General features: G+C 71.6%; 20 protein-coding genes. 7 read left to right on the top strand and 13 right to left on the bottom strand.

Annotation, left to right across the window (positions count from 1 at the left end; translation table 11 throughout):
- Positions 1–117: 117 nt before the first annotated feature.
- Positions 118–1,752 (bottom strand): ribonuclease J, encoded by a 1,635-nt coding sequence (locus ABD658_RS00625; RefSeq protein ID WP_070159488.1) that lies wholly within the window; start codon positions 1,750–1,752, stop codon positions 118–120.
- 166 nt (positions 1,753–1,918) lie between these two features.
- Positions 1,919–2,881: a 4-hydroxy-tetrahydrodipicolinate synthase gene (dapA, locus tag ABD658_RS00620; protein ID WP_083277424.1), complete on the bottom strand. Its 963-nt coding sequence runs from the start codon at positions 2,879–2,881 to the stop codon at positions 1,919–1,921.
- 19 nt (positions 2,882–2,900) lie between these two features.
- Here dapA and ABD658_RS00615 point away from each other — a divergent pair, with 19 nt between their 5' ends.
- The 4 genes from ABD658_RS00615 to ABD658_RS00600 all read left to right on the top strand — a co-directional run bounded on the left by ABD658_RS00615 (position 2,901) and on the right by ABD658_RS00600 (position 6,778).
- Positions 2,901–4,139 carry a heparan-alpha-glucosaminide N-acetyltransferase domain-containing protein gene (locus ABD658_RS00615; RefSeq protein ID WP_344683587.1) on the top strand — a complete coding sequence of 413 codons (1,239 nt, stop codon included), beginning with the start codon at positions 2,901–2,903 and terminating at the stop codon, positions 4,137–4,139.
- A gap of 85 nt (positions 4,140–4,224) precedes the next feature.
- Positions 4,225–4,986, top strand: a complete 762-nt coding sequence (gene dapB / locus ABD658_RS00610; protein WP_344683589.1) for a 4-hydroxy-tetrahydrodipicolinate reductase — start codon at positions 4,225–4,227, stop codon at positions 4,984–4,986.
- Between the two features lie 6 nt (positions 4,987–4,992).
- Entirely contained in the window at positions 4,993–5,442 is a 450-nt protein-coding gene (locus ABD658_RS00605) for a hypothetical protein (RefSeq protein ID WP_070159482.1), read from the top strand.
- Positions 5,443–5,452: 10 nt separating this feature from the next.
- Entirely contained in the window at positions 5,453–6,778 is a 1,326-nt protein-coding gene (locus ABD658_RS00600) for a hypothetical protein (RefSeq protein WP_344683592.1), read from the top strand.
- 30 nt (positions 6,779–6,808) lie between these two features.
- Here the strand turns inward: ABD658_RS00600 and ABD658_RS00595 are convergent, their stop codons facing one another.
- From ABD658_RS00595 to ABD658_RS00575, 5 genes are all read right to left on the bottom strand, one after another.
- Positions 6,809–8,629, bottom strand: coding sequence for a gamma-glutamyltransferase family protein (locus ABD658_RS00595; RefSeq protein ID WP_344683594.1), 1,821 nt, complete (start codon positions 8,627–8,629; stop codon positions 6,809–6,811).
- Between the two features lie 153 nt (positions 8,630–8,782).
- Entirely contained in the window at positions 8,783–9,214 is a 432-nt protein-coding gene (locus ABD658_RS00590) for a molybdenum cofactor biosynthesis protein MoaE (RefSeq protein WP_237090143.1), read from the bottom strand.
- A gap of 49 nt (positions 9,215–9,263) precedes the next feature.
- Positions 9,264–9,824 (bottom strand): MogA/MoaB family molybdenum cofactor biosynthesis protein, encoded by a 561-nt coding sequence (locus tag ABD658_RS00585; protein ID WP_344683598.1) that lies wholly within the window; start codon positions 9,822–9,824, stop codon positions 9,264–9,266.
- Complete coding sequence (gene moaC / locus ABD658_RS00580) at positions 9,817–10,335, bottom strand: cyclic pyranopterin monophosphate synthase MoaC (protein WP_070158908.1); 519 nt, start codon at positions 10,333–10,335, stop codon at positions 9,817–9,819. The genes ABD658_RS00585 and moaC overlap by 8 nt, the downstream gene beginning before the upstream one ends.
- Positions 10,332–11,765, bottom strand: coding sequence for a molybdopterin molybdotransferase MoeA (locus tag ABD658_RS00575; RefSeq protein ID WP_344683601.1), 1,434 nt, complete (start codon positions 11,763–11,765; stop codon positions 10,332–10,334). The genes moaC and ABD658_RS00575 overlap by 4 nt, the downstream gene beginning before the upstream one ends.
- 260 nt (positions 11,766–12,025) lie before the next feature.
- On the opposite strand from ABD658_RS00575, the gene moaA reads away from it, so the two are divergent.
- Entirely contained in the window at positions 12,026–13,108 is a 1,083-nt protein-coding gene (gene moaA / locus ABD658_RS00570) for a GTP 3',8-cyclase MoaA (protein WP_425574448.1), read from the top strand.
- A gap of 4 nt (positions 13,109–13,112) precedes the next feature.
- Positions 13,113–13,451 carry a MoaD/ThiS family protein gene (locus ABD658_RS00565; RefSeq protein WP_344683603.1) on the top strand — a complete coding sequence of 113 codons (339 nt, stop codon included), beginning with the start codon at positions 13,113–13,115 and terminating at the stop codon, positions 13,449–13,451.
- 120 nt (positions 13,452–13,571) lie between these two features.
- On the opposite strand, the gene ABD658_RS00560 is transcribed toward ABD658_RS00565, so the two are convergent.
- The 5 genes from ABD658_RS00560 to ABD658_RS00540 form a co-directional block, all read right to left on the bottom strand.
- The gene (locus tag ABD658_RS00560) at positions 13,572–14,168 is read right to left on the bottom strand and encodes a hypothetical protein (protein ID WP_344683604.1); all 597 of its coding nucleotides are present in this window, start codon (positions 14,166–14,168) and stop codon (positions 13,572–13,574) included.
- Entirely contained in the window at positions 14,165–14,680 is a 516-nt protein-coding gene (locus ABD658_RS00555) for a PH domain-containing protein (RefSeq protein WP_344683605.1), read from the bottom strand. The genes ABD658_RS00560 and ABD658_RS00555 overlap by 4 nt, the downstream gene beginning before the upstream one ends.
- 83 nt (positions 14,681–14,763) lie before the next feature.
- The gene (locus tag ABD658_RS00550) at positions 14,764–16,062 is read right to left on the bottom strand and encodes a M16 family metallopeptidase (protein ID WP_344683606.1); all 1,299 of its coding nucleotides are present in this window, start codon (positions 16,060–16,062) and stop codon (positions 14,764–14,766) included.
- 181 nt (positions 16,063–16,243) lie between these two features.
- Positions 16,244–17,038 carry an isocitrate lyase/PEP mutase family protein gene (locus ABD658_RS00545; protein WP_344683607.1) on the bottom strand — a complete coding sequence of 265 codons (795 nt, stop codon included), beginning with the start codon at positions 17,036–17,038 and terminating at the stop codon, positions 16,244–16,246.
- A 57-nt stretch (positions 17,039–17,095) separates the two neighbouring features.
- Positions 17,096–18,634, bottom strand: coding sequence for a TIGR01777 family oxidoreductase (locus ABD658_RS00540; protein ID WP_344683609.1), 1,539 nt, complete (start codon positions 18,632–18,634; stop codon positions 17,096–17,098).
- Positions 18,635–18,849: 215 nt separating this feature from the next.
- Here ABD658_RS00540 and ABD658_RS00535 point away from each other — a divergent pair, with 215 nt between their 5' ends.
- Complete coding sequence (locus ABD658_RS00535; protein ID WP_344743648.1) at positions 18,850–21,021, top strand: RecQ family ATP-dependent DNA helicase; 2,172 nt, start codon at positions 18,850–18,852, stop codon at positions 21,019–21,021.
- Positions 21,022–21,066: 45 nt separating this feature from the next.
- Here ABD658_RS00535 and ABD658_RS00530 read toward each other — a convergent pair whose 3' ends face one another.
- Entirely contained in the window at positions 21,067–21,789 is a 723-nt protein-coding gene (locus ABD658_RS00530) for a TIGR03085 family metal-binding protein (RefSeq protein ID WP_344683613.1), read from the bottom strand.
- Positions 21,790–21,817 lie beyond the last annotated feature (28 nt).

Here is a 21,817-nt window from a genome sequence, read left to right as displayed (position 1 = left end):
ACTTACCCCGGAAGCGCCGGGATCACGGTGATGGCCACACCTTTGGGCCCAGATCGGCCTGCCCAGGGACCACAGCGGGAGACCCGACGTCGACCCGGCGGCCGGCCGCTGTCGGGATCAGGTCTCCACGACCACCGGGACGATCATCGGCTTGCGACGCAGCTTCCGGTTGACCCAGGAGCCGATGGTGCGCCGGACGATCTGCTGGAGCTGATGGGTGGTGTGCTCCTTGTTGTCCTGGATGGCCTCGGTCAGCGCCCGGGCGATCTTCTCCTTGATGTCCTTGAAGACCTTCTCCTCCTCGGCCACGCCGCGGGCGTGGATGTCCGGGCCGGAGACGATCTGACCGGTCTGACGGTTCACCACCGTGATCACCGAGATGAATCCCTCTTCACCGAGGGTTCGGCGGTCCTTCAGGTCGGCGTCGGTGATCTCCCCGATGGAGGAGCCGTCCACGTAGACGTAGCCGCATTCGATCTGCCCGGTGATGCGGGCGACGCCGTCGCGCAGATCCACGACGGTGCCGTCCTCGCACTGCAGGATCCGCTCGGGGTCGATCCCGGTCGACTCCGCGAGGCGACCGTTGGCGATCAGGTGCCGGGTCTCGCCGTGCACCGGCATGACGTTCTTCGGCCGGACGATGTTGTAGCAGTAGAGCAGCTCACCGGCCGACGCGTGGCCGGAGACGTGCACCTTGGCGGTGCCCTTGTGCACCACTTCGGCGCCGAGCTTGAGCAGCCCGTTGATGACCCGGAAGACCGCGTTCTCGTTGCCGGGGATCAGCGAGGAGGCGAGGATGACGGTGTCGCCCTCCCCCACCTGGATCTGGTGGTCGCCGTTGGCCATGCGCGAGAGCGCCGCCATCGGTTCGCCCTGCGAGCCTGTGGACATCAGGACCACCTCGGAGTCGGGGTAGCTGTCCACCTTCTTCATATCCACCAGGATGCCCTCCGGCACGTCCAGGTAGCCCAGCTTGGCGGCGATGCCCATGTTGCGCACCATCGAACGCCCCACGAAGGCCACCTTGCGGTTGTGCGCGTGGGCGGCGTCGAGCACCTGTTGGACGCGGTGGACATGGGAGGAGAAGGAGGCGACGATGATCCGCCGGCTGGAGGTGCCGAAGAGCTGGTCCAGGGTCGGACCGATCTCCTTCTCCGGAGTGGTGAACCCCGGGACGTCGGCGTTGGTCGAGTCGGTCATGAACAGGTCCACGCCCTCTTCGCCGAGCTTGGCGAAGTGCCGCAGGTCGGTGATGCGCCCGTCCAGAGGCAGCTGGTCCATCTTGAAGTCACCGGTGTGCAGCACGGAGCCGGCCTCGGTGCGGATGTGCACCGCCAGAGCGTCCGGAATCGAGTGGTTGACCGCGACGAACTCGCATTCGAAGGGCGCCAACTCTTCGACGTCGCCCTCCTTCACCGCCAGGGTGTAGGGCTTGATGCGATGCTCGGCGAGCTTCGCCTCGATCAGCGCCAGCGTGAGAGTGGAGCCGATCAGCGGGATGTCCGGCTTCCTGCGCAGCAGGTAGGGCACCGCACCGATATGGTCCTCGTGCCCGTGGGTGAGCACCAGCCCGACGACGTCGTCCAGGCGGTCCTCGATGTAGCTGAAGTCCGGCAGGATGAGGTCCACGCCGGGCTGCTCCTCCTCCGGGAAGAGGACGCCGCAGTCGACGATGAGGATCTTGCCGTCGAGCTCGAACACCGCCATGTTGCGCCCGACCTCTCCAAGACCACCGAGAGGCACGATGCGCATCGTGCCCTTCTTGAGCTTCGGCGGGGTGATCAGACGCTGTGCTGCCAAGGTGATGGACCTCCTGGGTCGGGTGTCAGGTCTGCGATATGCGTGCCTTCGAGCCTACGTGCTCCTGGTGCTCCTCACCTAGGCAGGCCCTCAGTCCAGCCCCGGTGGCGAGAGTGGGTCAGAGGTTCCAGCCGGCCTCACGGAGGTCGGCCAGGACCAGCTCCTTCTCGGTCTCATTGGCCTGTACGAGCGGAAGCCGCACGTCGGGGGCGATGGGGAAGCCGAGCCAGTCCAGGACCAGCTTCGAGGAGACCGCACCTTGGACACGAGTCATCATGGCGCGGATGACCGGGCCCAGCTCGCCGTGGACGATGCGGGCCTCCTTGAGGTCGTAGTTCAGCACCGCGTCGATCATCCGGCGGAAGTGCGGGCTGGCCACGTGCGAGGTCACCGAGACGACGCCGACCGCTCCCATGGCCATCCAGGCCAGGACGTTCTGGTCGTCGCCCGAGTAGACCTCCAGCTCGGTCTTGGTGAGCACCTCGGTGGTCGCGGTGATGTCGTTCTTCGCGTCCTTGAGCGACATGATGTGCGGGTGCTCGGCGAGCTTGAGGATCGTCTCGGTCTCGATGGCGATGCCGGAGCGGCCCGGGATGTCGTAGATCATCAGCGGCAGGTCGGCGGCATTGGCGACGGCCTCGTAGTGGGCGAGCACGCCGTCCTGGCTGGGCTTGTTGTAGTACGGGGTGACCACGAGCTGGCCGTCGGCCCCGGCCCGCTCGGCACGCCGGGCCATCTCCAGGTCATGCGAGGTGTGGTTGGTGCTGGTGCCGGCGATGACCTTGGCACGGTCCCCGACGGCGGACTTCGCCGCCCGGACCAGACCTTCCTTCTCATGGTCCTCCAGCGTAGAGGTCTCCCCGGTGGTTCCGGAGACCACGAGCGAGTCGTTGCCCTCCTCCACCAGCTTGACGGCGAGCGCCTCGAATGCCTCGTAGTCGACGCGGTCATCCGAAGTGAACGGGGTGACCATCGCGGTGATGAGATGCCCGAAGTGCGGATCGGTCTGATCCGGGTGCTTGACCTCGCCCTCGGTGAGGTGAAGGTCGAACTCGTGTGTCAGCTCGTTGTCGCTCGCCATAGCACGTAGCCTACCGTCTGTGGACAGCCCCAGCACCGCCGGCCCGGCCCCGCGTCGCCGCCGCGCCCTCCGCTCCCCCTCCCGCATCTCCGGGGTCGACGCGGCCCGATGTCTGGCCCTGCTGGGCATGATGGCCGTCCACGTGCTCTCCACCACCGATGAGTTCACCGGTGACCCGACCGTCGCGGGGTGGCTGTTCACGGGCAGGCCCTCCGCCCTGTTCGCCCTGCTGGCCGGGGTCGGGCTGGCGCTGCTCTGCGGCGGAGCCGCGGGACCGGGCACGCGGGAACGCATGACCTGGAACCGGAAGGCGGTGGCGGTCCGGGCCGTGCTGATCCTGGTGATCGGTCTGGCTGTGGCGATGTTGGAGACCTCGGTGGCGATCATCCTGGTCCACTACGGGCTGCTGTTCCTCCTGGCGCTGCCGTTCCTCGCGCTGCAGGCCCGTCCGCTGCTGATGCTGGCCGCCATATGGGTGGTGCTGGCGCCGGTGGCGTACCGGCTGGTCTACCTCGCGCTGAGCGCCGAGCTGGACCATTTCGCGGAGTCCTGGCGGCTGTGGCACTCCCCCGAGTTCAGCGATCTGGCGCAGCCGGGTCTGCTGGCGATGGATCTGGCGGTGTCGGGCTACTATCCGCTCATCATCTGGCCGGCCTACCTGTTCACGGGCCTGGCGATCGGCCGCCTGCGGCTCACCGAGACGGCGGTGGCGGTGCGGATCGCCGTCGTCGGCGCGCTGCTGGCCGCCTGCACCTACCTGGTGGGACGGGTGACGCTGGCGGTCAGCGACATCGTGCCGGACCTCTCCGCGGCCACCGGCATGCCGGAGCCGGTGGTGCGCAGCGAGCTGCTCACCGGCACGCTGCTGCCCCTCATCGAGGATCCCCGCTGGCACCTGCTGGCCACGCCGCATTCGGGCAGCTCCCTGGACGTGCTCCACACCGTAGGCACCTCCCTGGCGGTGCTGGGCGTCTGCCTGCTGGTCACGGATCGGCTCGGCGCTCTGGCCGCCCCCGTGGTGGGCGCCGGCGCGATGCCTCTGACTCTGTATGTGGGGCACCTGGCGGTGCTGCACCTGTGGCGGGACGACGACGGCCCCCTGAACTCCCCGGAGGTCAGCGGGCCTGTGATCATGGTCCTGCTCACGGTCCTGGCCCTGGCCGGCGGGCTGCTGAAGCACGCGCTGGGACGGCGCGGCCCCTTGGAAGCGGTCACGCATGCGGCCGGAGCCGCGGCGGCAGGGCCCCGCCCCGCGTGAGGCGCACGGGTGTCCTGAGACCCGCCGCCGGACGGCTCGTCATCGCATGCCGTCGACGTCGCTGGTGGACGATACGCTGGTGTCCATGAGCCGAACTGAGATGCGTGTAGCCGTGCTCGGTGCCCGAGGGCGCATGGGCACCGAAGCGGTGAAGGCGGTCGACGGAGCCGATGACATGGAGCTGGTCGCCCAGCTGGGCCGGGGCGACGCACTGGAGGAGATCCGCGAGGCCGGTGCGACCCATGTCGTGGACCTCAGCGTCCCCGATGCCACCGAGGACAACGTCCGCTTCGCCGTCGAGCACGGCATCCACGCCGTGGTGGGCGCCACCGGCTGGGACGCCCCGCGCCTGTCCCGCCTGGAGGAGCTGCTCGCCCAGCGCCCGGAGACCGGGGTGCTCATCGCCCCGAACTTCGCCCTGGGCTCGGTGCTGGCCACCGCATTCGCCGCCAAGGCGGCCCGGTACTTCGAGTCGGCGGAGATCATCGAGCTGCACCACCCGGACAAGGTGGACGCCCCCTCCGGCACGGCGGTGCGCACCGCGGAACTGATGGGGCAGGCCCGCCGCGACGCCGGCGTCGCACCTTCCCCCGATGCCACGGTCAAGGACCCCGACGGCGCCCGCGGCGCCGTGGTGGAGGACATCCATGTCCATGCGGTGCGGCTGCGCGGGCTGGTGGCCCACCAGGAGGTGCTGCTCGGCTCCGCCGGGGAACAGCTGACATTCCGCCACGACTCCTTCGACCGGGCGTCCTTCATGCCGGGCGTGCTGCTGGGGCTGCGCACCGTCGCCTCCCGACCAGGGCTCACCCACGGCCTGGACAGCTACCTGGACCTGGCGCTGTAGGTCGCGGTGAAGGCGAAGATCTGGACCTCGCTGGTCATCCTGCTGCTGATCATCTTCCTCGGCGCGGCCGGGTACAACGCCTGGCGGCTGCTCACCGCGGAGGAGACCGCCGCGCAGCTCATCGGCGTCGGCGCGGTGCTGGTCATCGCCCTGGGCGCCTGGGTGCTGGTCCGTGAGCTGCTCTTCGGCCTCGGCTCCGAGCGGCTGGGGCGCATCCTCGACGCGGAGGGCGGCCTGCCGGAGGACAGGGTGGAGCGCTCGCCCGGTGGCCGGCCGAACCGCCAGCAGGCCGACGAGCAGTTCGGCCGCTATGCCGCCGAGGCTGAGGCGAACCCCGAGGACTGGCGCAGCTGGTTCCGGCTCTCGGTGGCCTATGACGTCGCCTCGGATCGCAGCCGGGCACGAAAGATGATGCGACGGGCCATCCGGATGCAGCGGTCCGAGTCCCGCAGCTGAGGCTCGCCCGGTGACCAGCACCACCGCCTACGTCTGCGTCCACGGCATCGGGGTCCACGAGTCCGGTCATCTGGCCGCCCAGACCCACGACTCTGCGCGCCGCGGCGTCGAGGCCGCCGGTGGGACCCTCACCGACCTGCCCGTGGACGCCGCCGCTCCAGCAGAGCTGAGCCACCGGGCACGCGTGGAGCTTCCCGGACGCGAGCCGTTCATCGCCGAGTTCCACGACGGCTGGTGGGCCTCTGGGACGCGAGCCCCACATTTCTGGGCGGTGCTGATGTGGCTGCTGGAGGTCGCACCCTTCGCCCTGATCAGCGGCGTCGGCGGCTGGTGCGGCGACCGTTGGAGGGAGGCGGGCGACGGCGCCCGGCCCCAGACGGTGGCGGGACCGCTGCGCACCGCGGGCCGCCGGGTGGGCGCCCTGGTGACCTCAGCGGCCATGCTGGCCGCAGTTCCGCCGGCGGCGCTGGTCCTGCTGGTGCTGCTGCCCCTGGCCGGGCTCATCCCGGCGTGGCGGCGTCGTCTCCGCCCGCTGATGGTCGAGGTCATCGGCGACGCCTGGCTGTACCGGTCGGCGGCCCTGGACGAGACTGTGCTGCCCCGACTGCGGCGCATCGTGGAGGAAGCCTCGGCCCGCGCCGATCGTGTGGTCCTGGTGGGACATTCCCAAGGCGCGGAGCTCAGCAGGCGAGTGGCACTGCAGACGACGGCGGCCGGGTGCGTATGGCTCGGCTCCGGGGAGCACCAGCTCAACACCGTACGCATCGTCGCCGCCTCCGGCTGGCCGACCCTGCTGGTGTGGCCCGCGGTCCTGGCCTGGCCGGCGCTGGTCCACCTGGTGATCTCTCGCGGCGGGGACGTGGTGGCGCTCGTCGTCGCGCTGCTGTACGTGCTGATCACAGCGAGTGTGGTGCGTTGGGTGCGCCGGCGACCGGACGACGTCGGGCAGGTCCCGCAGAGTCGGATCTGGCACGTGAAGTCCCTGCTGGACCCCGTCTCCTGGGGCACGGTGTTCCCCGCCCGGCTGGAGGCCGCCAGGGAGCAGGACGAGTCCGCCTCCCCCGGAGCCGGCGCTCTCGAACTACCCGTGGTGTGCGTGCGCTATGTCCCCAAGCACCCCCACCGTCCCTGGTGGGCGGAGCATGTCACCTACCTCGATCGGGCCGCCACCGGTGCGGTGCTGATCGAGGCGGGGCTGCCGCGCCCCGTCCCCGTGCTGCCGCCCACGCCGGCCCGGGTCCGCACCTGGGTGGTGCTCGCCGCGGCCTGCGCAGGCATCGTGCTGCTCTGGACCACCGCCCGACTCACCGCCTGGCCGCTGCTGATGCTGGGCTGAGGCGCTGGTCCGTTCCGCTCACCAGACCCGTCAGCGACCCGCCGCGTAGCCCTGCGCGCCGCGCGGGTTCGCCGCGGCCGCCAGTCGGCCTGTCTGCGGATCCCGGGTGACCACGGAAAGCCTCCCCAGCGACCACTCGCCGGCGCGAGTCACCCTGTGGCCGCGTCGCTCCAGTCCGCGGATGACCTCCTCGCCGAGCCGGTCTTCCACGACGGCGCCTCCCGGCTCCCAGGTGCGCGGCCAGAAGGACCCCGGTGCGGAGGTGGTGTGCAGGCTGGGCGCGTCGATGGCCTGCTGAGGCGTGTGCCCGCCGATGAGCAGCCGCAGCAGCAGGGGCAGCTGCCACTGGTCCTGCTGGTCCCCTCCGGGTGTGCCCATGGCCATGACCGGCTGTCCGTCGGTGAGGACCAACGTCGGCGACAGCGTGGTGCGGGGGCGCCGCCCCGGCTCGAGGCGAGACGGCGAACGCTCGTCCAACCACGTCATCTGCAGCCGGGTGCCCAGGCAGAATCCCAGCCCGGGGATCGCCGGGGAGGACTGCAGCCAGCCGCCGGAGGGGGTCGCCGAGATCATGTTGCCCCAGCGGTCCACCACATCGATGTGGCAGGTGTCGCCGCGGCTCGCCCCATCGGCGCCGACCGTCTGTTCTCCCGCCCGGCTGACGGTGGGCTCGCCGACGCCGGCCGGCCCTTCGGCGTCGCCGGCCTCGCGCAGGGGCGGCAGGACGGTCTCACGTCCGGGCAGGTCTCCGGGACGGAAGTCGACGGCGGCGGTCTCGCCGATCAGCGCCCGCCGAGCGGCCGCATGCTCGGCCGAGAGCAGGTGGTCCAGGTCCACGTCGTCGTGTCCGTAGTGGGCGTCCCGGTCGGCCAGGGCGAGCTTGAGTGCCTCCAGGACGAGGTGAGCTCCACGCTCGGTGCCGGGGTCCAGCTCTGTGTCGTCGTAGGCCTCGAGGATCTTCAGCGCCTGCAGGAGCACCGGCCCCTGCCCCCACGCCGGGGTCTTGGCGATCGTGTGCCCGCGGAACTCCACGGTGGCCGGTGCCTCGTAGCCGGCGTCGAAGGCGGCGAAGTCCTCGGCCGTGATGACCCCGGCGTGCTCTCCCCCGTCGGAATGCCGGTGCGGCGAGGCGGCGAACGCTGCGGCCTTCTGCGCGACCCGTCCGGTCTTCCATTCGGCGCGGGCGGCGTCGATCTGGGCGGCGCGGTCGCCGGTGTCGGCGCCGGCGGCGATCAGCCCCCGCAGCACCCCGGCGTACTCCGGGTTGCGCATCAGGGTCCCGGCGGCGGGCACGATTCCGTCGGGCATCCACAGGGCGGCCGAGGTCGGCCAGTGCTGGGTGAACAGGCCGGCCACGCTGCGGATGGTCGCGGCGATGCGGTCCAGCACCGGCGCGCCATGCTCGGCCAGGTCGATCGCGAACTCCAGGACCTCGGACAGCTCCCAGGTGCCGTGGTCGCGGAGCAGCACCAGCCATGCATCCACGGCTCCGGGCACGGCCGCGGCCAGGGCTCCGGCTCCCGGGACGGTCTCCAGACCGAGCCCGCGGTAGTGCTCGATGGTGGCCGCCGCAGGGGCCGGCCCCTGGCCCATGAGGATCCTCGGAGATGACGGCTCCTCCGCCGTGGCGAAGACTCCGGTCATGTCCCCGCCCGGACCGTTGAGGTGCGGTTCGACGACGTGCAGCACGAAGGCGCCCGCAGTGGCGGCGTCGAAGGCGTTGCCACCGCGCTCCAGCACGGCCTGGGCGGCGGCGGTGGCGAGCCAGTGGGTGGAGGCCGACATGCCGAAGCGCCCCTCCAGAGTGGGGCGGGTGGTGTCGGCCGTGGCGTGGGTGAACGTGGTGCTCATCGGCGAGCAGGTCCTTTCGGCGTCAGGGGCCGCCCTGTCGGCTCCTGCGCGGAGCCCGGGCGGGACGACCTTGGTTGTCCACCGCAACAGTATCGGATCCGGTCCGACGGCCGCGGCCGCTCGTCACACCCGGACCTCGTCACACCCGGAGGTTCAGGCGATCCCCACCCATTCCTTCTCACCGTCGGCGAAGAACTGTTCCTTCCAGATCGGCACCTCTGCTTTGATCTGCTCGACCAGCTCCGCGCAGGCGGCGAAGGCCTCCGCACGGTGGGCAGAGGCGACGGCGGCCACGAGGGCGTGGTCGCCGATGCGCAGGTCGCCGATCCGGTGGGCGGCCCAGATCCGCACGCTCGGATGCGCGGCGGCCACGTCCCGGGCAACCCGGGTCAGCACCGCGTCCGCACTGGGGTGGGCGGTGTAGGACAGCCGGTCCACCGAGCGGCCGCCGTCGTGGTCACGCACGATGCCGGAGAAGTCCACCACCGCCCCCGCCGTGGCGGCCCAGACCTCGTCGTGAGCCTGACGCGGGTCCAGCGGCTGCGCGCTCAGGGCGGCGCAGACCACCCGCTCCTCGGCGGGCAGCGCCTCGGCGTCCTGCGGGGCGCCCTCGCGGCTCAGCGGGGTGCGCGGCTCAGCGGTCACCGTCAGTTCCCCATTCGTCGTGCTGACGCAGGTCGGCGACCTGATCGCACAGATGCGGGAGGATGTCCACCAGCACCTGCATGCCCTCTCGGACGGCCTTGGGCGATCCGGGCAGATTGACCACCACGGTGCCCTCCGCGACGCCGGCCACTCCCCTGCTCAGCGACGCCAGCGGATTGTGCGCCCGCCCATGGGCGCGCACCGCCTCCATGATCCCGGGGATCTCCTTGTCCAGCAGCGGCAGCGTGTATTCGGGGGTGAGATCGTCAGAGGTCAGCCCGGTGCCGCCGGAGGTGATGATGACCGCCGGGGCCACCTGGACGAGCAGCTCGGAGAGCGCGGCGAGCACCCCCTCGCCGTCGGGGATGATCACGGGCGGCCGACAGCCGAAGCCGATGGAGTCGGCGAACTCGGCGATGATCGGCGCGCTGTGGTCCTCCCGCACTCCCTGGGCGGCGCGGGTGGAGACGATCACGGGGGCGATGATCCGTTCGCGGCTGCGGTCGTCCTCGGCGGGAGTGGCCGCTGAGAGGTGCTCATGGTCAGTCATGTCTGGTCCATTCTCCATGTCGTCCACCGGATTTGTGAATCACCTGCTGGTCGGTGATCACAGCGGCGCGGTCCACCGCCTTGATCATGTCGTAGAGGGTCAGCACTGCCACAGACACGGCGGTGAGCGCCTCCATCTCCACCCCGGTGCGTGAGGTGGTGCGCACCTCGGCGGTGATCAGCACGGCTCCGGGTTCGGGCTGATCGACGTCGAGGTCCACGGTGACCTTGCTCAGCGGCAGCGGATGGCACAGCGGCACCAGCTCGTGGGTGCGCTTGGCTCCCATGATCCCGGCAATGCGGGCGGTGGCCAAGGCATCCCCCTTGGGCAGCGCCCCGTCGGCGAGCTGGGCGGTCACCTCTGCGCGGGTGCGCAGGATCGCCTGGGCCCGCGCCGTGCGGGCGGTGACGTCCTTGTCCGAGACGTCCACCATGTGGGCGCTGCCGTCCTCGCGGACATGGGTCAGTCCGGTGCTGGACGGCTCGGCGGACGAGCTCTCAGGCTGGCTCATGGGAGTCTCCTTCCGGTGAGCAGCAGGGCGTGGCGTTCGGCTCCTGCCGGCACTTGGGTGTCGTCTTCGGTGAGCTCCACCAGCACGTCGGCGCGTGCCAGATGCCCCAGCAGATGCGAGCTCGGCCCGCCCACCAGGCGCACCGTCGGCAGCTGGGCGGCGTCGTCGGTGGAGGCGGGTGAGAACTCGGCGCGGCGGTACTGGGTCACCCCGGGACGGGACTCCACCGCCTCCGCCAGGGTGACGGCGATCCTGTGCGGCGGCGGACACGAGGCGTCGAGGCTGGCGAGCGCCGGCCGGAGCAGGGTCTCGAGGCTGACCGCGCAGCTGACCGGGTTGCCGGGCAGGCAGACCACGGCGACGGCGGGTCGCCGCCCGTCGGCGGGGATCAGCCCCCATCCTTGGGGGCCGCCGGGCTGCTGGCGGATGGAGCCGAACTCGATGCCACGGTCGGCCAGGGACTGGCGGACCACCTCGAAGGCGCCGGCGCTGATGCCGCCGGCGGTGACCAGCAGCTGGGGGTCGTACTGACTGATCAGCTCCTCGACCACATCGGTGAACGTGGCGACGTCGTCGGAGGCCGCCGAGGCCGCATGGGCCTCCACTCCCAGGCTCTCCAATCCGGCCATCAGCAGCGGGGTGTTGGCATCATGCAGCTGGCCCGGTCGCAGCGTGCTGCCCGGTCGGCGGACCTCGTCCCCGGTGGCGAGCACGAGGGCGCGCGTCCGGGGACGGACGGACACCGTCGCCCGCCCCAGGGCGGCCAGCAGCCCGAGCCGGGCCGGTGTGAGGACCTCACCGGCGCGCAGCACCGTCTCGCCGGCTTCGAGGTCCGATCCGGCGGGACGGATGAAGCGTCCCGGGCTGAGATCCTCGGCGGTCAGCTCGGTGAACGTCACCGACCTCGCAGTCCAGCCGCTGGGCGGACCGGAGGCTCCGGGGTCTGACTGCGGCAACAGATCCTGGAAGCTGCCCGCGGTGGTGAGCTCCACGGGGATGACGACGTCGGCGCCCTCCGGGAGCGGCGCGCCGGTCATCACCGCCGCCGTCGCGCCCTCGGGCAGCGACGGCGCGGCGGATCCGGCTGGGACGACGCCGGCCAGGGGCAGCGACCGTTCCTCGCCCGGGGTGAGGTCCGCGGAGCGCGCGGCGAAGCCGTCCATCTGCGAGTTGTCGAAGCCCGGCAGCGGGGCCTCGGCGATGACATCGGCAGCCGCGACTCGGCCCACCAGACCGGGTTCGGTGACGCGGAGGGACTCCCCGCCGTGTCGCGCCGGGTCCTGCAGGGCGGCGGACAGCACGGTGCGCAGCCGGCCCACATGCTCGCTGACGGAGGCGTGCTCACAGGTGGTCGCCGACCCGGTGGTGGGCCGTGACGAGGGCCTGGGTGAGGAGGGTGACGGTGAGGAGGATGCGGGGGCGGGCGCCATGCCTGCGAGTCTAGTGCCCCGCGATGACACGGGTGTCTCCCCGCGATGGCGGGGACGTCTCGCCGTCAGCCGCCGCTCCCCGGGCTGCCTCGGGGCGGATCCCGCAATGCGTACGACACACTGTGACCCGTAGCATGGAGGGCATGGAGGAACTGGCCGCCGACGCCCCCGACGCCGCCGATGCGCTGGGCCCCGCCGTGATGCCCGACGACGGCGGATCCGTGCCTGCCCTGGCCGCTCCGGCGCCGGTGTCTCTGGGGATGCCGAGTCTGCCGTCTCGGCGCGGCGAACCGCTGCCCGGCGCGGAGGCCGCTGACCCTGCGCGCGGCCTCATGGACAGCTTCGGACGGCGCGCCACTGATCTGCGGATCTCGCTGATCGACAAGTGCAATCTGCGCTGCACCTACTGCATGCCCGCCGAGGGACTCCCCTGGCTCTCCCGCGATCAGCTCCTCACCGCCGAGGAGATCCGTCGCCTGGTGCGCATCGGGGTGGACACCCTCGGAGTGCGGGAGCTGCGGCTCACCGGTGGGGAGCCCCTGGTTCGGGCCGATCTGGTCGACATCATCGCCGGGATCCGTGCCGACCACCCGCAGCTGCCCATCGCCATGACCACCAACGCGATCGGCCTGGAGCGCAAGGCCGAGGAGCTGGCCCGGGCCGGACTGGACCGGGTCAACGTCTCCCTGGACTCCCTGCATCCCGAGACCTTCGCCCAGCTGACTCGGCGGGACTCGCTGGACAAGGTCCTGGTCGGCGTCGAGGGGGCCGCGGCGGCCGGGCTGACCCCGTTGAAGATCAATGCGGTGCTGATGCGCGGGATCAACGACCACGAAGCCCCTGACCTGCTGGCCTGGGCCCTCGAGCAGGGCTTCGAGATGCGCTTCATCGAGCAGATGCCGCTCGACGGCGACCAGAACTGGCGTAGGGAGGGCACCGTCTCCGCCGCCGAGACCCGCGCGCTGCTCTCCGAGAGGTTCCAGCTGCGAGCCGACGCCCTGCCCCGGAACGGCGCTCCGGCCGAACGCTTCGACGTGCTCGACCTCGACGGGACCGTCCTCGGGCGAGTGGGGGTGATCGCCTCGGTGACCGAGCCGTTCTGCGCCGACTGCCGACGCACCCGCATCACCGCCGAGGGCAAGGTGATGAGTTGCCTGTTCTCCCGGGAGGAGTTCGACCTCGCCCCTCTGCTGCGCGACCCCGAGGCCGGTGATGGGGACGTCGCCCGGCGCTGGGCGGAGGCCATGTGGCTCAAGCCAGCCGCGCACGGCACCGACCGCCCCGGCTTCGACCTGGACAGCTTCACCCGCCCGGACCGTTCGATGTCCGCGATCGGAGGATGACCCGATGACCAGCACCCCACCGGTGAGCCGCGCCCGTGTGGACAGCGCCGAAGAGAGCACCGCCGGAGAACGCACCGCCTCGACGCTGACGGTGCGCCTCTTCGCCGCGGCCGCCGAGGCCGCCGGCGCCGAGACGCTTCATCTGCCCCTGGAACAGCCCGCTGCGCTGGGGACGGTGCTCGATCGGCTGCCCGCCAGCGCGTCCTCAGGTGATGGCGAGCAGCTCGGGCGCGTGCTGCGGCGCTGTTCCTTCCTGGTCAACGGAGTCCGAGCACCGTCGAACGATCGGGAGCTCGCCCCCGGCGATCAGCTCGACGTGCTGCCGCCGTTCGCCGGCGGCTGAGTCGCTCTCGAGGAGTGTGCCCGTCCAGGAGTCAGTTCCCCGCACATCTCCGGGAGCCTGACACGTCTCAGGGCTTCGCGGCGTACGGGTTTCTGACCCCCGGATGCCCCACGAGCCCGATCAGTGGAGCTCGACGTCCTGCAGCTCGACCACATCCCGGTCACCGAGCGGCTCCTCCAGCTCCACCACCACAGAGACGTAGACGGCCTCCTGCGTGCAGGGCTGGTCCTCCGCCTCGGGCAGTCGGCCGGAGATCGTGGCGATGCGGACCTCCTCAGCGTCCTCCTCCACCACGGAGCGGACCCCGTAGCAGCTCAGATTGCCGGAGTAGAACATGACCTCCAGCTCGGTCTCGGAGATCTCCTCGTAGTCCTCCCAGGTGGCCTGCACCTCGCCGACCAGCTCGGGGGCTTCCTCCACCTGCTGTGCCTCGGGCTCCGGCAGGGTGGTCTCGCCGTCGTCAGCATCACCGTCGTCGCCCGAGGCCTGGCCGTCGTCGGTCGGCTCGTCGAGATCGGTCTGGGCGATGTCGGAGTCGGGCTCCTCCGGCGCGTCATCATCAGTGTCCTCCCCTGCCCCGCCGCATCCGGTCAGCAGCAGGGCGGCCAGGGCGGGCAATACCCACACCGCCGCAGAAGGGCCACGGCGCGCGCGACCCTCGCCCGCCCGAGCGCGAGGGGCGGTCTCATCGGGGGTCAGGCTGTGCTTGAGGTTCATGGGGCTCTCCTCGGCTCGGGGGAAACGGTGCGCAAGGTGTGCTCTCCGGGCCAGTGGGCGCTGAGCGCATGCATCGCGGCGCGCGGGTCCTCCACGCTGATCACCGCGGCACCGTCATCGGTGACCACGCGCAGGGTGGGGCCACCGACCACATACTGAGCCTCGCCGGCGTTGCGTCTCCGGCCCAGCGGCGCGGTGAGTCGCGTGCGGCCGCCGGTGCGGATCTGCCGGACGGCGTCCCAGCCGATGGTCTCAGAGAACCAGACGCCGGCACGCAGGCGCAGGCCCGAAGACGTCACACTCAGCCGCACGCGCAGCGCAGTGGACCAGGCGAAGATCAGGCAGCCCAGCAGAATCCCGGCCAGAATGGGCAGCGCGCTGCCCGTGGACCACCCCCAGGCCAGGGCCGGCAACGCCACTGCGACGGCGGCCAGGCCGGCGATCAGCTGTTGCCGCCCGGAGAGTCCGACGTCACTGATGAGGGTCTCCTCGCCGCGGCGGTCCGCCGTCATCTGCGCTCCTCTCCGGTGCTCGGCTGCAGGGACTCTCCAGTGTAGGAGCGGACCCGCGGCACGTCACCGCCTCAGCGGTCACGTCAGGGCCGCACCACGGTGGTGGCCCGCGGCGAGCCGGCCAGCCGAGCCGCCACCTGACGCACATCTTCGGCGCTGACGGCCTCCAACTGGGCCAACGTGTGGGAGACGTCCACGAACTCGCCACGGACCAGTTCGGCCCGGCCCAGCCGGGACATCCGGGAGGAGGTCTCCTCCATGCCGAGCACGGTGCCGCCGCGCAGCTGCCCCTTGGCGCGGTTCAGCTCCTCCTCGGTGACCGGTTCAGTGGCGATGCGCTCCAGCTCGGCGGCCATGACGTCGATGACGCTGTCCACCTTCTCCGGCAGGCAGCCTGCGTAGAGCCCGTAGCAGCCGGCGTCGGTGTAGGCCGCGGAGAAGGAGTAGGTGGAGTAGGCCAGGCCGCGGCGTTCGCGGATCTCCTGGAACAGCCGGGATGACATGCCGCCGCCGAGGATCGCGTGCATGACGGAGAGGGCGAAGCGGTCGTCGTCGGAGGCGGAGAGGCCCCGCCCGCCGAGGATCACCTGCGCCTGCTCCACCGGCTTGACGTGGTCCTCGATGCCGGCGCGGACCGGGATCTCCACGTCCTGCCCCACCCGGCGGGGCGCAGGGTCCCTGCTGATGGTGGTGTCCCAAGCGGAGGCGTCCAGGGCGGCGTCGACCATGCGGCAGAGCTCGTCATGGTCGAGTCCGCCGGCGGCGGTGATGACCAGCTCATCGGGCCGGTACCAGCGGGTGAAGTGCGCGTGGACGTCCTCTCGGGTGGCGGCCCGGATGTCCTCCGGCGTGCCGCCGATGGGCCGTCCCAGCTCGTGTCCGTCCATCACCTGGGCGGCGAACCGTTCGTGGACGACGTCGTCGGGGTCGTCCTCGGCCATGGCCAGCTCCTCGAGGATCACCCCACGCTCGGTCTCCATCTCCTGGGGGTCCAGGGAGGCGGAGGTGACCATGTCGGTGAGCACCTCGACCGCCATGGGCAGGTCCGCATCCAGGATCCGCGCGTAGTAGCAGGTCGACTCCTTGCCGGTCATCGCGTTGGATTCACCGCCCACCGCATCGAAGGCGGCGGCGATGTCCAGGGCGGACCGGCTCGGGGTGCCCTTGAACAGCAGGTGCTCCAGGAAGTGGGTGGAGCCGTGCTGGTGCCCGGCCTCATCCCGAGAGCCCACGGCGATCCAGAAGCCGATGGTCACCGACCGCTGTCCGGGCATCTCCTCGGTGAGCACCCGCACGCCGGAGGGCAGCACGGTGCGGCGGACGGTGGAGCCGGCGTCGGAGTTCAGGATGCCTTCGGTCCGGGGTTCGATGGTCACGCGCATGGGGTGGGAGTGCTCCTGGTGGGTCGTCGGCACGGCAGCGCCGGGCGAGCTCGCCCGGCAAGGTGCCAGGGTAACGCAGGCGCCCGTGACGACGGCACTCACGACGACGGCGCCCGCGTCCACCGCGCCAGGATGACGCGCCGGCCGCCGGTGCAGTCCTGGGCTCAGTCCTGCCCTGTACTCAGTCGTTCTCTGGGCGCCCGCCCCAGCCGGCGAGCAGCTGCTGGGCGTGTTCCCCGAGGACGACCTGCAGCAACGGACCGAAGCTGACCCGGGAGACGCCCAGCGCGGTGAGCCGTTCCAGACCGAGCCCGTCCGGAATGGCGCCGCGCTGCGGGTGGGCGGTGACGTTGACCGGGGTGTCCACCGCCTCCAGGATCGCGGTGAGCACGTCCTCACTCGGCAGGCCCACCGGGTAGAGGCTGTCGGCACCGGCCTGCTCCAGCAGGGCCAGCCGGTGCAGGGTCTCCGCGAGCGGGTCGGCGAAGTCCCCGGCGTGCTTGTAGACGTCGGTGCGGGCGTTGATGACCAGGTGCACCCCGGCGGCGTCCGCGGCCTGCCGGATGGCGGCGATGTAGTCGGCATGCTCTTCGGCCGAGCGCATGGCTCCGCGGGAGTGCACGGTGTCTTCGATGTTGATGCCCGCCACACCGGCCTCCAGGGTGCGCTCCACCAGCTCACCGGCGGGGGTGTCGTAGCCGGACTCCAGGTCGGCGGAGACGGGGAGGTCCACGGCGCCGGTGATGCGGGCGATCGCCGCCAGCGCCTGGGCCAGGCTCATCTGCTCCCCGTCGCCCGCTCCCAGGGAGTCGGCGAGCGGGTGGCTGCCGACGGTCAGGGCGGCGAATCCGGCCTCGGCGATCTGCCGCGCGGACCAGACGTCCCAGGCCGTGGGCAGCACCACCGGAGCATGCTGGTGGTGGAGGTCGAGCAGGGTCTGGGCGCGGGCGGCGAGTGCGGTGCGGGGGTCGGTCATCGAGGGGTCCTGTCTGTGTGTCTGGTGTCTGTCTGGTGTCTGTGGGTGGTCAGTGGGTCAGCGTCCGAGCACGTGGCGCAGCGCTTCAGCAAGGGTGTGGTGACGGAACGCGTAGCCGAGCTCCAGCGCCTTCTCCGCACTGACGCGCTGATCGGCCATGACCAGCTCGCGGGCGCCCTGGGCGCCGAGCAGCAGCTTCGGCCCGAACCCGGGCACCGGCACCACGGAGGGTCGGCGCAGCACCGCACCCAGGGTCCGGGCGTACTCGCGGGCCCTCACGGGTTCCGGAGCGACGGCGTTGACCGGTCCGCGGGCGGCCGGGGTCAGCGCAAGGTGGACGATGAGCGCGGCGACGTCGTCCAGACTGATCCAGCTCTGCCACTGCGTGGTCCCCAACGGGCCGCCGAGGCCGGCGGCGTACAGCGGCAGCATCTGCTGCAGTGCTCCCCCGGAGGGCGACTGCACGATGCCGGTGCGCACGGTGACCACCCGCACCCCGGAGCTCTCCGCGCGCCGGGCGGACTCCTCCCAGGCCCGGCAAGCCTCGGCCAGGAAGTCGGTGCCGCAGCGCAGGTCCTCGGTGAGCATCTCGGCCTGCTGGGTCCTGTCATCCGGGGTGGCCCCGTACCAGCCGATCGCCGAGCTGCTGATCAGCGCCCTGCCGCGCGGCTGGGCGGTCTCCAGTCGGGCCAGCGCATCGGCGATCAGCGTGGTGCCGTCCACCCGGGAGGCCCGGACCTTGCGCTTGTGCTCCTCGGTGAAGCGGGCGGCCAGCGGATGGCCGGCCAGGTGGATGACGACGTCGACGTCGGCCAGCGCCTCCTCGTCCAGCAGCCCGGTGTCGGGGTCCCAGCGGATCTCGGCGGGGTCCTCGGGGTCGGTCCCGGCCCCGCGCACGAGCCGACGCACCTCCAGCCCTGCTCCGCCGAGCAGCGCGCACACCTGGGTGCCGATCATTCCGGAGGCGCCGGAGACGGCGACCACCTGGGGACCCGGGGTGGCGTCTTCGGTGTCACAGTCCAGATGGGAGCGACGCTCGCGCTGCTGGGAGGCCAGGTGGCCGGTGCTCTGGTGGAAGGCCAGGTCTTGGACGGTCTGGTGCGCACGATGGTCGATGATGCGGCGCAGCTCGGCCTCGAACACCCGGTGGATACGACGGCGCACAGGCCCGGGCAGCCGTGGGGCGGCGGGCATCTCGTAGGTGATGGTCTCGTGGAGGACCGTGCCGGGGCCGTCGTCGTGGAACTCGCGCTCGTGCCGCCAGCTGCGCATCGGCCCGGAGACCATCACGTCGGTGAAGCCGTGGCCCGGGCGGAAGTCCTCATGGCGGGACACCCAGGTCACCCGGCTCGGGATGCTTCCGGGCAGCACGGTGCCGAGCATCCCGGCGGCGGCGTCCGCGCCGGTGCCCAGCAGCGTGGGGAGGGTGAGGCTCAGTCGGGAGGTGGCCCCGTCGACCGGCCCGTCGACGGGCTCTTCCAGGACCTCGCCGGCGAAGGGCGGCACCAGGCGGGTCAGTGCGCCGGGGCGGGTGTACCAGGCGAAGACGTCGTCGCGGGCGAAGGGAAGGTAGGTCTCCTGCTCGACGCGCGGCATCGTGCCTCCCTGGACTGGAACGTGCCGCCTGCGCACCGGCGGGACGCTGCGGCTCCCCGTCTTGGTGAATCTACCACTGCCCGCCCCTTCCTCGGGATGCCCCGACGGCGGCAGAGTCCCACACCCGGTTGCCGGGGTTTCGGCCCTCCGGGAGCGTGTCAGGCCCCTGTGGCAGAGTGAACGGCGTGAGCAACACGCAGAGCACAAACCCCGCCATGTCCCCTGTCCACTCCGACGACGGCGTCGGTCCGGCCCCGTCCGGCGTCTCAGTGGACCCGGCCTTCCACGCCGAGGCCCGCGAGCGCCTGGTTGCCCTGACGGGCCGGGATTCGGATTTCCGCGCCGGCCAGCTGGAGGCCATCGCCGCCCTGGTGGAGCAGCGGCGTCGGGTGCTGGTGGTGCAGAAGACCGGCTGGGGCAAGTCCGCGGTGTACTTCCTGGCCGCCCATCTGCTGCGCCGCCGGGGCCGCGGGGTGAGCCTGATCGTCTCCCCGCTGATCGCCCTGATGCGGGATCAGATCGCCGCGGCGACGCGGGCCGGAGTGCGGGCCCAGGCGGTGAACTCCGCCAACGCCCACGAGTGGGACTCGGTGCTGGAGGCCCTGGCCGGCGATGCGTTGGACGTGCTGCTGATCTCCCCGGAGCGGCTGGCGAATCCGCGGTTCCGGGATGAGGTGCTGCCAGGGCTGCTGGAGCGGCTGGGGATGCTGGTGATCGATGAGGCGCACTGCATCTCCGACTGGGGGCATGACTTCCGTCCGGACTATCGGCGGATCGGGGAGATCGTGCGCAATCTGCCGGCGGCGGTGCCGGTGCTGGCCACCACGGCGACGGCGAACTCCCGGGTGGTGGACGACGTCGCTGCCCAGCTCAGCCCGGCCGGGGACGCCAGCGGCAAGGAGGTCATGGTGCTGCGCGGGGGCCTGAGCCGGGATTCGTTGCGGCTGGGGGTGCTGATGCTGCAGGACTCGGAGCAGCGGATCGCCTGGCTGACCCAGCACCTGGGCTCGCTGACCGGCAGCGGGATCGTCTATGCGCTCACCGTCTCCCAGGCCCAGGACCTCACGCGGCACCTGCGGGAGCACGGCCATGAGGTGGCCGCCTACACGGGGCAGACGGATCCGGACGAGCGCCAGCAGCTGGAGGCCGCGCTGAAGGAGAACCAGGTGAAGGCGCTGATCGCCACCTCGGCGCTGGGGATGGGCTTCGACAAGCCGGACCTGGGCTTCGTGGTGCACCTGGGGGCGCCGTCGTCGCCGGTGTCCTACTACCAGCAGATCGGCCGTGCGGGCCGTGCCGTGGACAACGCGGATGTGCTGCTGCTGCCCGGCCGGGAGGATGTGCGGATCTGGGAGCATTTCGCGCAGGCCTCCATGCCGACGCAGGAGCGGGCGGATGCGGTGCTGGCCGCTCTGGCCGAGCACCCGGACGAGCCGCTCTCCGTAGGTCGGTTGGAGGCGATGGTGGAGATCCGCCGCTCCCCGCTGGAGCTGCTGCTGAAGGTGTTGGAGGTCGACGGCGCGGTGCACCGGGTGCGCGGCGGCTGGGTGACCACCGGTGCGGGGTGGCGGTACGACGCCGAGCGTTATGACACGATACTGCGGCTGCGCCGGTCCGAGCAGCAGGCGATGCTGGACTATGAGCGGCTGCCGGCCGGGCAGTGCCGGATGGTGTTCCTGGCCGCCGCGCTCGACGACGCCGCGGCCGTGCCGTGCGGGCGCTGCGACACGTGCGCGGGCCCCTGGTATCCGACCGCCCTGGACCAGCGCACCGTCTCCGAGGCGCGGGCCTCGATGGACCGGGTGGGAGTTCAGATCGCTCCGCGGAAGCAGTGGCCCACCGGACTGGCGGCGCTGGGCATTTCGCTGAAGGGGAGGCTAGGCCCCGGCGAGGTGGCCGAGGAGGGCCGGGCGCTGGCCCGGCTGTCCGATCTGGGCTGGGGCCCGGCGGTCCGGGAGGCCGTCCAGGGCGAGGACGCCGAGGTCCCGGACCGGCTGGCCGGTGCGGTGGTGAGGGTGCTCTCCGAATGGGACTGGGCGCGCCGGCCAGACGTGGTGGTGTCCGTGCCGTCCCGGCGGCATCCGCGTCTGGTGGACTCGCTGGCCCGGGGCGTGGCCCAGGTGGGACGGCTCCCCTACGCGGGGTCCTTGGAACCGGTCGACGGCGGCCCGTCCAGCTCCCCGGAGGCCAACAGTGCGTTCCGGCTCTCAGGACTGCTGGGCCGGTTCCGGGTGCCGGAAGAGATGTCTTCTCAGGTGCAGGGCTCCGCGGTGCTCCTGGTGGACGATGAGGTGGTCTCCCGGTGGACGCTCACCGTGGCGGCCCGGGAGCTGCGCGGAGCCGGGGCCGAGCTGGTCCTCCCCTTCGCCCTGGGCATGCGCGGCTGACGGGGTCGCCGGGGCAACGCCGGGGGTCAGCTCTCGCGCCGGGTTTCAGTGCCGACGCAGCGCGACGTCAGCGGCATCCTCCCGGCCGAAGGCCCAGAGGATCAGCTCGCCCGGGGCGCCTTCCAAGGAGATCATCGGGTCTTTGGAGGAACCGTGGGTGACCGATCCGTGACCGGGGCTGATGAATGTGATCCGCCGTCGGTGCTTCCGCGCGGCGGCCAGGAACAGGGTCCGGGAGGCCTGCCGCCACAGGCGCCGCTGGACCTCCTCAGGGACCCGGCGACGGCGTGGCTGCAGCGCGGTGCCCGCACCGGCTGAACCGGCGTCGTCGGAGGCGGCGTCGCTCTCACCAGGTTCGACGTCAGCGGTGCCGCCGTCCCCGGTCTCACCCGGCGTGATCTCGGAGGCCACCCGGACGTCGGCGCGCAGCACGTCCTCGGTGTGGACGAAGAACTCCACCGTGTTGACCGCGTCGTCCACCGCCCGCGTCCGTGCCGGATGCCAGGAGGGCACGCCGTCCGCGATGCGGTCCAGCAGCTGCTCGAAGCTCATCTGCTCGAACTGGTGGTACTGCTCCAGGGCTTTGGCCCCGACCACCGGCAGCTCCTGGCCGAACACCAGGTGGGGCCGCGCGTCACGGGCCGCCACATGCACGGCGAGGTCGTGGGTGGTCCAGCCCTCGCAGAGGGTGTCGGCGGTCGGCCCCTTCTCCCGCAGGGCGCGGACCAGGGCCTGACGTTCGGCCGCGGCAGTGGAGGTTCGGGGCATGCAGGGCTCCTGTCGATCGGAAGGATGT

It is taken from the genome of Nesterenkonia aethiopica (assembly GCF_039534665.1).
GTDB lineage: Bacteria > Actinomycetota > Actinomycetes > Actinomycetales > Micrococcaceae > Nesterenkonia > Nesterenkonia aethiopica.
Note: the sequence above shows the minus strand (reverse complement) of the source record. Positions and strands in the feature narration are given on the sequence as shown.

What these genes read in the sequence shown, in the direction of transcription:
- ABD658_RS00545 (WP_344683607.1), bottom strand. Translation starts at nt 17,038, where the DNA reads ATGACCGACCCCCGCACCGCACTCGCCGCCCGCGCCCAGACCCTGCTC.
- ABD658_RS00575 (WP_344683601.1), bottom strand. Translation starts at nt 11,765, where the DNA reads ATGGCGCCCGCCCCCGCATCCTCCTCACCGTCACCCTCCTCACCCAGG.
- ABD658_RS00555 (WP_344683605.1), bottom strand. Translation starts at nt 14,680, where the DNA reads ATGACGGCGGACCGCCGCGGCGAGGAGACCCTCATCAGTGACGTCGGA.
- ABD658_RS00625 (WP_070159488.1), bottom strand. Translation starts at nt 1,752, where the DNA reads ATGCGCATCGTGCCTCTCGGTGGTCTTGGAGAGGTCGGGCGCAACATG.
- ABD658_RS00540 (WP_344683609.1), bottom strand. Translation starts at nt 18,634, where the DNA reads ATGCCGCGCGTCGAGCAGGAGACCTACCTTCCCTTCGCCCGCGACGAC.
- dapA (WP_083277424.1), bottom strand. Translation starts at nt 2,881, where the DNA reads ATGGCGAGCGACAACGAGCTGACACACGAGTTCGACCTTCACCTCACC.
- ABD658_RS00585 (WP_344683598.1), bottom strand. Translation starts at nt 9,824, where the DNA reads ATGACTGACCATGAGCACCTCTCAGCGGCCACTCCCGCCGAGGACGAC.
- ABD658_RS00565 (WP_344683603.1), top strand. Translation starts at nt 13,113, where the DNA reads ATGACCAGCACCCCACCGGTGAGCCGCGCCCGTGTGGACAGCGCCGAA.
- ABD658_RS00535 (WP_344743648.1), top strand. Translation starts at nt 18,850, where the DNA reads ATGTCCCCTGTCCACTCCGACGACGGCGTCGGTCCGGCCCCGTCCGGC.
- ABD658_RS00550 (WP_344683606.1), bottom strand. Translation starts at nt 16,062, where the DNA reads ATGCGCGTGACCATCGAACCCCGGACCGAAGGCATCCTGAACTCCGAC.
- ABD658_RS00560 (WP_344683604.1), bottom strand. Translation starts at nt 14,168, where the DNA reads ATGAACCTCAAGCACAGCCTGACCCCCGATGAGACCGCCCCTCGCGCT.
- dapB (WP_344683589.1), top strand. Translation starts at nt 4,225, where the DNA reads ATGAGCCGAACTGAGATGCGTGTAGCCGTGCTCGGTGCCCGAGGGCGC.
- moaA (WP_425574448.1), top strand. Translation starts at nt 12,026, where the DNA reads ATGCCGAGTCTGCCGTCTCGGCGCGGCGAACCGCTGCCCGGCGCGGAG.
- ABD658_RS00530 (WP_344683613.1), bottom strand. Translation starts at nt 21,789, where the DNA reads ATGCCCCGAACCTCCACTGCCGCGGCCGAACGTCAGGCCCTGGTCCGC.
- ABD658_RS00595 (WP_344683594.1), bottom strand. Translation starts at nt 8,629, where the DNA reads ATGAGCACCACGTTCACCCACGCCACGGCCGACACCACCCGCCCCACT.
- moaC (WP_070158908.1), bottom strand. Translation starts at nt 10,335, where the DNA reads ATGAGCCAGCCTGAGAGCTCGTCCGCCGAGCCGTCCAGCACCGGACTG.